Raw genomic sequence first — 10751 nt, forward strand, 5'->3', positions numbered from 1 at the left:
GCTTTCTCTGTTTGTCGCATCAACCCTCTCCTGCCATGACACCTCCCAAACGGCCGGTCCCGCCACCGCGTCCCCAAGTGCCGCCCGCCGGCAATTCCCGTCACGCCATCCAGGCGGAATACAAGAAACGGGAACAGCAGGCCCAGATCCGCACGGTGCTGCTTTCCATCATCGCCCTCGGCGGGGTGTGGATCGGGCTCCAGAAGTTCGGCATCACGAAGAAGTTCATTTCCAGCGCCGCCCCGGCCGAGCAAACGGCCAAGAAGAAGCGCCTGGGTTCCGGTGCCGTCTCGGGCGACCACGAATCCGAGGTCGGCTACGCGGACTTGTTCAAGAACCCGCTGCCGGCGACTACCCCCGGCAGCAAGGGCACGACTGCTTCGGCGAACGGCACGGACACCGCCGGTGGCTCGTCCAGTGGCGGCACCGCCTCCGGCGAAACCCACGGCACGGTCGGCGAGGTGCTGGCTGCCAACGACGATGACGTTTTCGGTGACTCGATCCTGCCGCTGGCCGGTCAGGACGCCACCCGCGAGATCACGCTCAAGAAGGACCGCGAGTTCCTGGAACGTGCGGTCACCGAAGGCGCGTGGGCGAGCTACCGCAAGCTGATGGGCCGCTCGATGGACGCCGCGGTGGCGACCATGCGCCTTGGCGATGGCCGGAACCGCTACGATGAGTTCTGGAAGACCCCGATGTTCTACCAGGCCTTCCTGCGCTGGCAGGTGCTCGGCCGGTTCTCTCCGCAGGACATCCATGACGTGACCCACGACACCCGCGCGCGGGACATGATCACCTGGGTGATGAACACCCCGGAGAAAATGGAGGAGATCCTCCTCACGGTGCGTCCGGAGGACGACAAGCAGAAGGTCATGGTGTTCTTGAAGGACGCCTGGACCGCGAAGGAGGACGTCGCGAAGAAGTACTTCAACCTCGCCTTGGCCACCGCCGTGGTCTTCGACAAGCCGATGACCGCCAAGAACCCGGGCGGCGAGAAGGATTACTCCGCGGAGCTCTCGATCGACCCGCTCGTCCGCTACCTCTGGTACATCGAAAAGGACGAGAAGGGGAAGATGGTGGGGCCGATCGACCGCCTGCCCGCCCGCGATCTCGTCTACGTTGTCTGCGCGCCGGTGATCCAGTCCGAGCTGGATTGGGCGGTGAACAAAATGCACCTCAGCCGGAAGAACTGGGGCGATGCCTATGGCATGATCAACTACCTCATGGAGCGCGCCGTGAAGGGCATCAATCCCTACAAGGAATACACCTTCGCCGAGATCCTGAAGGAAGGCGGCATCTGCGGCGACCAGTCCTATTTCTGCGCGAACACCGCGCGCGCCAATGGCATCCCGGCGATGGTCTTCGCCGGTGAAACCGACCTCGGCGGCCACGCCTGGGTGGCGCTCAAGGTGAAGGACGACGAATGGACCACGAGCGTGGGCCGCATCGGCGGCGTGTCGAAGGGCCAGACGGACAACCCGCAGGTGGGCGGTGGCATCACCGAGCAGGAGGTCTGGCAGTGGAACGACCGCGACCACCAGAGCGCCGTGATCACCCTCGGCGTGTTCCGTCACCTGTGGCTGACGGATTACTACACCGCCCAGGGCAAGAAGGAGATGGCCGCGGAGGTCGTGCGCCTCGCGAACACCGTCGGCCGCTCGTTCGTCGAGACCTGGACGAAGCTCTACGGCGTGATGGAGGACGAGACCGGCGCTAAGGATCCGAAGTCCAGTGAGGTCTACGATGCTTGGAAGAAGTTCGCCTCCGACATGCGCCGCGAGTTCCGCGAGAACCCGCGGATGGCCGCGCTCGCCGCCAAGGCCGAGACCGAGCATGTCTTCCCCTACGGCAGTGAGAACGATGCCAAGACCGCGTTCCTGCGCGAGCGCCGCCGCGACGAGCGCAACCAGTCCGAGCAGAAGGACCTGATCGCCGAATCGCTGAAGCGCGAGGCCGAGATCATCCTCAAGCGCGGCTCGGCGACCGCGAAGAAGGACATCGAGCACCTCTACGATCCAGCGCTGCGCGAGTATGGGGGCAGCATCACCGGCTTCAAGATGATCATGGCCGATTACTTCGGCTACATGAAGGACGATCCGGAAATGGCGAAGAAGGCCGTCCGCGACATCGAGCTGGCGTTCAACCGCGTCGTGAAGAGCGATTCCGGCAACTGGTTCCGCACCAAGACCGAGGCGGGCATCGTCACCACCATCGCCGGGTACTACCGCCAGGTCGGTGAAGAGGACCGCGCGAAACTCCTCGAGAAGCGCTACGAGCGCGAGATGGCGAAGGCCGAGCGGGACGCGCTCTGAATGTCTCCTTTCTCCTCCGAAGGCCCGGCGGACGAGCTCCGCCGGGCTTTTTTGTAGCTGAAAGCTCTGCTTTCAGAATGTAGGGGGAAGCTCCCGCTTTCCCTCTTCGTGGAGAGGACATCGCTCGGCCTATCCGCCCCCCGCCAACTGGAGCTGGCGGAGACCTTTCGAAAGCAGGGCTTTCGACCACATTGGCTTGGCAGCGGGGGAAAGGGGCCCTTTGTTGGCAGCCATGATGGAAGTCGATCTGACCCGCCTGCCCGATGCCGATCCGATCCGGGCCTACCGTTACCGGGATGGTCTCTATGGCGCGGACCTGGTGACGGCGGCGCTGGTGCACCTCGATTTCTTCACGTGGCTGGGCGAGCATCCGTCGGATCTGGCGGGGATCTGCGCGCACTTCGGGTTCGCGGCCACGCGTCCGGCGGACGTGATGATGACCTTGTTCGCCGCGAACGGGTTCGTGCGCTCGGAGGGCGGAGTGTTCCATCTCACGGACAGCGGCCGGATCGCCCTGACCGGCGGCTCGCCATGGTCGCTGGCCCCTTACTACGCCTCACTCAAAGACCGTCCGATCACCAAGGATTACCTGAAGGTACTGGCGACCGGAAAACCCGCGAACTGGGGCAGCTACAACGCGGGCGACTGGCACAAGTCGATGGAGGACGATGCGTTCGCGCGCCTGTTCACCGCGGCGATGGATTGCCGCGGCGTGCTGCTGGGGCCGGCCATGGCGAAGGCGCTCGATCTTTCGGGGTTCACGCGGGTGCTGGACATCGGCGGCGGCTCCGGGATCTACGCCTGCTCGCTGGTGGCGAACCATCCGCATCTCTCCGGAGTGGTGTTCGACCAGGCCTCGGTCGAGCGGATCGCGCGCCAGCGGGTTTCAGAGCTGGGGTACGGCGAGCGTGTGGAGGTGGTGGCGGGCGACATGTTCCGCGATCCGTTGCCGCAGGACTGCGATCTGCATCTGTTCTCGAATGTCCTGCACGATTGGGACGAGCCGGAGGTCCGCGAGCTGCTGGCCTCGTCCTTCCGGGCGCTGAAGCCCGGTGGCATGCTCATCCTCCACGATGCCTTCATCCACGCCGACAAGGCCGGGCCGCTGCCGGTGGCCGAGTATTCCGCGCTGCTGATGCACTCCACCCAGGGGAAATGTTACTCCACCGGCGAGTACGAGGCCCTGCTGGCGGAGGCCGGATTCCACGGCTTCACCTATCAGGACACCGCCGCCGACCGCGGCGTGATGACGGCGCTGAAGCCGTGACGTAGCGCGAAGCTGAGCTTCGCGTGCGGGAAACGGCCTGATGCGAACCGGGGTCCCCTTTTTGGGAAAGGGCCGGGAGCAGCACGCGAAGCCAAGCTTCGCGCTACCTGATTCCCCTTACGCCGAGCGCTTCGAGATCTTGCTGGGCACCACGTTGTCCGGTTCCGCGGCTTCGGCGCAGTGGCCGGTGACGGTGCGGCCGAGCATGGCCTCGTAGCGCTGGATGTAGGCGGAGGCGGTGGCCTCGTGGTTGAAGCGCTGGTTGGACTCCCGCATCACCCGGGCGAGCTGGCGTTCGCGTACCTCCACGGGTTGGGCATGGAACCTCAGCGCCTCCTCCACGGCCCAGCGCAGGCCGCCGGGATCGAAGATCTTGAACAGGAAGCCGTTGCCTTCGTCGTTGGCTACGTTCATTTCCTCCACGGTGTCGTGCAGGCCGCCGGTGTCGTGGGCGATGGTGAGGCTGCCGTACTTCGGCGCGATCATCTGCGGCAGGCCGCAGGGCTCGAACGAGGACGGCATGAAGATGAAGTCGCTGGCGGCATAGCCGACATGGGACAGCGTCTCGCAGAAGTCCCGCACGGCGACGCGTTCCTGGAGCCCGTGCATCGCCACGATGCGTTGGAAATGGTGCTGGTAGGCACCGCTGGCGACCACCGCGATCTGCAGGCCGCTGTGGGCGTGGTCCGCCACCAGCTTGTAGAGGATCTCGGTGAGGAGCTGGCAGCCCTTCTGGACCGGGTCGAGGCGGGACGGCCAGAAGAACAGCGGCGCGTCCGGGTCGAGCTTGAGGCCGAGCTGGGCCTGGAAGGCCAGCTTGTTGGCGCGTTTGCCTTCGATCACATCCTTCGGCCCGTAGGAGTGGGGCAGGCAGGGATCGGTGGCGGGGTCGAAGACGGCGTCCGGGGCATTGAGGATGCCGCTGGCGTGGCCGCTGTGGAACTTGGCCCGGAGCTCGTTGCGGATCGGGTCCGGGACGAAGCCGTGGCAGCCGTCCACCACCTCGTGGAGGAAGGTCGGGCTCACCGTGTTCACATGGCTGGCGGCGAAGATGCCGCTGGTGAGCAGGTCCACCGGGTTCTCGCCACGGCTTTCCTCGTAGCTGTACGGCGTGCGGCGGTAGTAGAGGTGCTGCCAGAAGTCCGCGGCATCGATGCCGCGGTCCTCGATCTGGGCGAGCGTGCGGTGCTCGCTGTGGATGTTGTGGACGGTGAAGAGGCAGGGAATGCCGTGGCGCTTCGCCACGCCCGGGATCAGGCCGGTCATCCAGTCGTTGCAGTGGATCAGGTCCGGCCGCACCTGCGGGATGGTGTGGTTGATCACCTCGCGCTGGAAGGCGAGGGCGATCAGGTGGTTCTCCGCGCCGTAGACCGTGTTGCGGTGATAGAACACGCGGTCCTCCGCCAGATGGATGCGCTGTTCCGGCAGGGATCGGCTGACCTTCTCATACTCATGGGCCAGCACGCTCTCCACATCGAGGTGGAACATCCGGCGGTAGTTCGGCAGGGCCACATGGACGTCCGCGCCCTGGTCGTAGAGCGCCTTCACCAGTGAGGCGGATACATCCGCCAGGCCCCCGGCTTTCGCGCACATCCGTTGGGCGAGATTGCCCATTCCTTCCGGGAGATAAGTGATCTCCGGCGTGACGACGAGAATGCGGGGGCGGTGGGTCGGGGTCATCCGAGGCAAGGGGGTTTCTATCAGCGATAGGCGAGGCGGTGGAAGATCGCAAGAATTGTCGCGTCCGCTCGAAAAAGAGAACGTGGTTGCTTGGCCGTATGCATTTCCATGTGGCTTCGCTGCGGGATATGGGTCAAAAGTTAGGGTTACGGCAAATTGTTTCAGCAGGCTGAATTGTCGTTTTGGTTATGACGTCATGTTGGGGCCGAAAATCATCCGTATTGGCCGAAATTGAGGGTTTCGAATCGGCCGGTCCTGCCTGAAACTCGGCGCATGATCCGTGTCTTGGCCGCCGCATTGCTGTTGGGTTCCGCGCCCCTTCACGCGCAGTTGACCAACCTGCTGCCGAAGGATGCGCCGAAACAGGTGGAGGCCACCGAAACTCCGCAGCAGGTCCGCGACCGCTGGCAGGCGTGGCTCACCGAGGCGAGGGCCCAACTGGTGCGTCTGGACGATCCGGCGGCCGAGAGCCAGTTGCCACCGGGGGTGAATACCTCGGAGTATGCCGAGCGCCGGCGGGACGTGCAGCAGACGGTGGCGTCGCTGGAGCGTTCTTTGAAAAGTGTCTCGGTGTTGAACGACAGCGTGAAAGAGGCCACCCGCGCCCGGGAGGCCCGCGCGGCCTGGCATGGCTTCAAGGACACTCCGCCCTATTCGGTGTTGATGGTGGACGAGTTGCGGAACCAGCGCGACGTCGCCCGCGAGAAGAAGACCACCGCGGAGTCCTCGATCAGCCTGCTCGAGCACCTGGTGGACGAGGCCCGCCAGCTTTCCGCCACCAACGATGCCGATGTCCGCCGCGCCCAGGATGCCGCGTCCTCGAACGAGAAGGACATGGCGGCGAAATGGCGGCTGGATTCGGTGAAGATCCGCCAGCGGATGCTGGTGGTGCGCATCGAGTCCGCCACGGCGGGCATCGAGGTCCAGCGTAACGATCTCGCCGCCGCCGGGGACGATCTTTCGCTGGCGGAGATCCAGATCAACGCGGCCGCGCCGCAGCAGGCCTTCCTGAAGGGGGATCTCGACAAGATCCGCAAGGCCGCCGCTGACCGCCAAGCCGCGCTGAAGAAAGAGGTCGATGGCCTCGACAAGCGCCGCCGCTCGATCCTGGCCGACCGCCGCAAGCTCGAGCCCGCGCCCGGCGCGGATGGCAAGGTGCCGCCGGTGGACGAGCTGACCCAGCTCCGCCTCGATTCCGCCCAGGACCGCGCCGACGCGTTGGAGTTCTCCGCGGACCTGCTCGGCTCGCTCGGGCAGTTGGAGAACCAGCTCCTGGACGCCTACGACGCGCGCAACACCCTGATGACCTCGCAGGACGCGGATGCCCGCGCCGCCGCCCTCAAGACACTGGGCGACATCGTCGGCCGCGTCGGCCCGTGGGGCGTCTATGTCGACAACCAGTTCAACCTCGCCGGGGCGAAACTCCGCAGCCAGGAAGCGCGTGCCGCCTCGCTCGCCGCCGGCGACCCGAAGCTCCAGCCGATCAACGAGGCCCGCGACGCCCTCGGCGAGCAGATGGCGGTGATCCAGCGGGTGAAGCAGAATGTCGACCTCGCCAGCCGCCTGATCCACCGCTGGCAGGAGGACTACGATGCCCATGTCCAGAAGCAGTCGCTGGGCGAGCGGACCTCGTCGTTTTTCCGCTCGGTGTGGCGTGGGGTTCGGAGCACCTGGCAGTTCGAGGTTTTCCACGTCGACAACAAGGGGGTCACGCTCGGCCGCCTGATCATCGCGCTGGCGCTGTTCGGATTCGGCTATTTCGTGGCCTCGCGGGTGACCCAGCGGCTCCAGCGGGTGGTGGTGGCCCGCGGCCGGGTGGCGGAGGCGCAGGCCGGCACGCTGCGGCGGTGGCTGATGGTGCTGCTCGGGTTCTTCCTGGTGGTGGGGACGCTGCAGGTGATGAAGATCCCGCTCACGGTGTTCGCGTTCTTCGGGGGCGCGCTCGCCATCGGCCTCGGTTTCGGCACCCAGACGCTGATCAAGAACTTCATCAGCGGCATCATCATGCTGTTCGAGCGGAACATCCGGGTGGGGGACATCGTCGATGTCAGCGGCTCGGTCGGCACGGTGACGGAGATCAACACCCGCTCCTCGGTGATCCGCAGCGGCGACGGCCTCGAAACGATCGTGCCGAACTCGATGTTCCTCGAAAACAAGATCACCAACTGGACCCACAGCAACCGCCGGTTGCGCCGCAGCATCCGCCTCGGGGTGGCCTACGGGGCCTCCAGCCAGAAGGTCTCGGAGATCCTCCTGGATTGCGCCAGCCGCCACGGCCGGGTGCTGAAGGATCCGGAGCCGCTGGCCTTGTTCGAGGACTTCGGCGAGAACGTGTTGGTGTTCTCGCTCTACTTTTGGGTCGAGCTGGCGGGGAACACCAACGCGGCGGTGGTTTCCAGCGACCTGCGGTTCATGATCGAGAAGCGGCTCAATGACGCCGGGATCGAGATTCCTTCCCCGCAGAAAGACCTGAAGTTCACGACGGACGCGCCGCTCCGGGTGGAGTGGGCACCGCGCGGGGAGGAGTGATCAAGCGTAGCCGGAAGCTCTGCTTTCGGATTGTCCCGGATGGCTCCAGTCATCCGGCGGGAAGGCTTGTTCGGCCTGAGCGGCCACCGCCAACTGGAGCTGGCGGATACATTCTGAAAGCGGAGCTTTCAGCTACCATGTGCCCTACGGGCACCTCACGGCACGCGGAAGACCTCGCCGGTGGAGGGGTCCTTGGCGAGCTTGCCGCTCTTGATGCCCTCGACGTCGATCACGTTGTAGGGCGGGTAGGGGCTGAGCACCCGGTTCGGGTTCGCCGTCTTGGTGGCGGTCGGGTAGCTCTTTTTGGTGGAAGAGCCGGAACCGCTGCCACTTGAGGACGGCGGGTTGGAGCCGCGGCTGCCGGAGGGCGGGTTTTCGGTGTAGCTGCCGCCGTCGCTGGAGGAGCCGTAGGGGTCGCCGGAACGGCTGGAACCATCGCCACTGCCACCGTTGTAGCCATCCCCGCGTCCGCCGCCGTAGCTGCCCCCGTAGGGATTGCTGTAGCCCTGGGAATCGCCACCGTATGGATCGCCGTAGCCATCACCCCGTTGCGGGTTGGGGCGCTGGGGGCGCACGTCGTAAGGGCTCGGCTGCCAGCCGATCGGCGGACCGTAGGGGTCGCAGGAGGTCAGCAGGAGGCCCCCGGCCAGCGCGGCCGTGGTGAGGGACAAGCGGGTCATCATGTTCATGGAACGTCGATGCGGATGGGTTTATTCACCGGACAGCGTCGGCCGGGTGATCAGGTGCTTGGAAAAGATGGCGAGCTTTCGCGCTTTGGAAAGGCGGTATCTACGGTCGAATACGCGGAATCCATCGCGTTTCATCTTCCCGAGGAGGGTCCGGTAGGTGTCCTCCATGATCGCGGCGGGCACCAGCGCGGCGCGGTCGGCGGCCGGCAGGGTGGCGTGGATCGCCTTGGCTTCCTGGTAGAAGGCCTCGGTGCGCTCGGCCTGATAGGCCATCATGGCGAGGAAGCGGCCGTCGTGGACGCGCCCGACGAGGTCGCGCTCGGTGTATTGGAAACGGGCGAGGTCGGCGAGCGGCAGGTAGATCCGCAGCTCGTTGGAAAGGTCTTCGCCCACGTCGCGCAGGATGTTGGTGAGCTGGAGGGCGTGGCCGAGGGCCACGGCGAAGCGGTCGGCGTCCGGGTGGGTGCAGCCGAAGAGGCGGACCGAGACGAGTCCCACGGCGCAGGCGACCTTCCAGGTGTATTTCGAGAGGTCTTCCCAGGTGCCGAAGCGCTGCGGGCGGAGGTCCATCTTGCAGCCTTCGATGATGGCCACCAGCAGCTCGGTGGGGAGCTGGCGGGCATCGCGCAGGCCGATCACCTCGCGCTGGAACGGGGTGGGGTCGGCGAAACCGTTTTCCAAGCCGTCCTTCCAGGCATTGAGGGCGGCCTCGCGCTTGGCGGGAGCCACGGCCTGGTCATCGGCGAGGTCGTCGACCACGCGGCAAAAGGCGTAGAAGACGACCATGTCGTCCCGGCGTTCCTTCGGCAGGATGCCCAGCGCGAAGGCGAGGTTGGATTTCGCCTTGCGGGTGATTTCGGAGGAAACGACGGACATGAATCAGCGGATGAAACCCCAATGTTTGGTGGTGACCGGCCAGAGCGAGAACAGGGCCGGACCCACCAGATTGAATTCTTTCACGGTGCCCCAGTAGCGGGAATCGAGCGAATTGCCGCTGTTGTCGCCCAGCGCGCAGTATTCGCGCATGCCGCGCGGGGCGTCGACCGCGAGGGTCATGCTGTCGGTTTCGCGGAGGAGCTTGGGATTGGGATAGTGGTCTGCGTTGGCGAGCGAGTATCCCTTCTGGCCGGGGCGGTTCCAGAGTGGCAGGTTGTAGACGTTCTCGAAGCCCCGCTCATGGGCGATCTGGCCACTGATCAGCACGTTGGGTGGGGCGATCTGGATCTTGTCGCCCGGCACGGCCGCGAGCCGCTTGATGTAGTGGGTGACACTTTCGCCCTGCTCCGCCAGTTCGCTCCGGCCACCCTTCGGGGCCTGGGGCTTGGTCGGGATGTCACGGGTGTCGAAGACGAACACTTCGCCGCGGACCGGCTTGCGGAAGTGATAGGAAATCCGATCCACCAGTACCAGATCACCGGCGTCGATGGTGCCCTCGCAGAGCACCGTGCCGGCGGGCATCACGCCGCCGTTGCGGGCGGCTTTGCCCAGGGCGTCGCGCAGGCCGAGGTCGATGACCTGGGACAGCGGGGCGGGCAGGCGTTGGACGGAGCCGTCCGCGAAGTGGATCTCGGAGCGGCTGAAGAAATGGAGAAACTGGATGTCCCGGATGTCCGGCTGGCCGTCATTCTTGAAGGCGAGGCGGCGGTCGCTCTTGTTCACCTCATGGACATAGCTGCGGCCGCGCAGGACGCCGTCGGCGAGGCGGGTGGGGAGTGCTGGCCAGTCCTTCTCCGGGGTCGGGGTGCCGATGATCCCGTTGAGGGTCGGCTGCATGGAGCCGGTGGGGATGCGGAAGGGTTGGAGAACGTAGGTGCGCAGGCCGAGGGCGATGACGATGGCCACGAACATGACCTCGACGTTTTCCTCCCACCAAGTCGGCGGCTGCTGGCCTTTCAGCGAGTTCTCGCAGGTGCCGCGGAGTTGCTTGGAGGCTTCGTCGACCTTGGAAAGGTCCTTGGCCTTGATGGCGTCGAGCAGGTCCTGGCGGCGGGACTCGATCTCGGCGATGCGGTCGGGCTTGAGGAGGTCGCGCTTGTAGTGGACGAATTTCCGCGCGCCTTTGACGAGCAGCATGGCTTCCTTCTTCCACTTCGGCGTGAACATGCGCGGGAGTGTCGTGGGGGTCGGACGATTGCGCAAGTGCGCTTGCCGGGATTCGCCGATACAGATTTTTACAATTTCAGGCGGGAAGTTTGGCCCGGCCCGGATAATTCGTCGGATCGGCAGCCGTAACGGGGGCGCTTTCCAAACCCGCCCACCGGACCGCGAATGCGG

At 65.4% G+C, this 10751-nt stretch carries 7 protein-coding genes; 3 read left to right on the forward strand and 4 right to left on the reverse strand.

Features of this window, described 5'->3' with window-relative positions; genetic code table 11:
- The first annotated feature begins 35 nt into the window (after positions 1-35).
- The gene (locus tag llg_RS07095; RefSeq protein WP_338289024.1) at positions 36-2312 is read left to right on the forward strand and encodes a hypothetical protein; all 2277 of its coding nucleotides are present in this window, start codon (positions 36-38) and stop codon (positions 2310-2312) included.
- Between the two features lie 232 nt (positions 2313-2544).
- Positions 2545-3579 (forward strand): methyltransferase, encoded by a 1035-nt coding sequence (locus llg_RS07100; RefSeq protein ID WP_338289025.1) that lies wholly within the window; start codon positions 2545-2547, stop codon positions 3577-3579.
- Between the two features lie 117 nt (positions 3580-3696).
- Here llg_RS07100 and llg_RS07105 read toward each other — a convergent pair whose 3' ends face one another.
- Positions 3697-5259, reverse strand: coding sequence for a glycogen/starch synthase (locus llg_RS07105; protein WP_338289026.1), 1563 nt, complete (start codon positions 5257-5259; stop codon positions 3697-3699).
- A 273-nt stretch (positions 5260-5532) separates the two neighbouring features.
- Here llg_RS07105 and llg_RS07110 point away from each other — a divergent pair, with 273 nt between their 5' ends.
- Positions 5533-7788, forward strand: coding sequence for a mechanosensitive ion channel domain-containing protein (locus llg_RS07110; RefSeq protein ID WP_338289027.1), 2256 nt, complete (start codon positions 5533-5535; stop codon positions 7786-7788).
- A 155-nt stretch (positions 7789-7943) separates the two neighbouring features.
- On the opposite strand, the gene llg_RS07115 is transcribed toward llg_RS07110, so the two are convergent.
- From llg_RS07115 to lepB, 3 genes are read right to left on the reverse strand one after another with little or no spacing between them, the layout of a single operon-like run.
- Positions 7944-8477 (reverse strand): hypothetical protein, encoded by a 534-nt coding sequence (locus tag llg_RS07115; protein WP_338289028.1) that lies wholly within the window; start codon positions 8475-8477, stop codon positions 7944-7946.
- A gap of 21 nt (positions 8478-8498) precedes the next feature.
- Positions 8499-9353 carry a squalene/phytoene synthase family protein gene (locus tag llg_RS07120; protein WP_338289029.1) on the reverse strand — a complete coding sequence of 285 codons (855 nt, stop codon included), beginning with the start codon at positions 9351-9353 and terminating at the stop codon, positions 8499-8501.
- Positions 9354-9356: 3 nt separating this feature from the next.
- The gene (gene lepB / locus llg_RS07125) at positions 9357-10580 is read right to left on the reverse strand and encodes a signal peptidase I (RefSeq protein ID WP_338289030.1); all 1224 of its coding nucleotides are present in this window, start codon (positions 10578-10580) and stop codon (positions 9357-9359) included.
- Positions 10581-10751 lie beyond the last annotated feature (171 nt).

The organism is Luteolibacter sp. LG18, assembly GCF_036322585.1.
Classification (GTDB): domain Bacteria; phylum Verrucomicrobiota; class Verrucomicrobiia; order Verrucomicrobiales; family Akkermansiaceae; genus Luteolibacter.

What these genes read in the sequence shown, in the direction of transcription:
- llg_RS07095 (WP_338289024.1), top strand. Translation starts at nt 36, where the DNA reads ATGACACCTCCCAAACGGCCGGTCCCGCCACCGCGTCCCCAAGTGCCG.
- llg_RS07100 (WP_338289025.1), top strand. Translation starts at nt 2,545, where the DNA reads ATGATGGAAGTCGATCTGACCCGCCTGCCCGATGCCGATCCGATCCGG.
- llg_RS07105 (WP_338289026.1), bottom strand. Translation starts at nt 5,259, where the DNA reads ATGACCCCGACCCACCGCCCCCGCATTCTCGTCGTCACGCCGGAGATC.
- llg_RS07110 (WP_338289027.1), top strand. Translation starts at nt 5,533, where the DNA reads ATGATCCGTGTCTTGGCCGCCGCATTGCTGTTGGGTTCCGCGCCCCTT.
- llg_RS07115 (WP_338289028.1), bottom strand. Translation starts at nt 8,477, where the DNA reads ATGAACATGATGACCCGCTTGTCCCTCACCACGGCCGCGCTGGCCGGG.
- llg_RS07120 (WP_338289029.1), bottom strand. Translation starts at nt 9,353, where the DNA reads ATGTCCGTCGTTTCCTCCGAAATCACCCGCAAGGCGAAATCCAACCTC.
- lepB (WP_338289030.1), bottom strand. Translation starts at nt 10,580, where the DNA reads ATGTTCACGCCGAAGTGGAAGAAGGAAGCCATGCTGCTCGTCAAAGGC.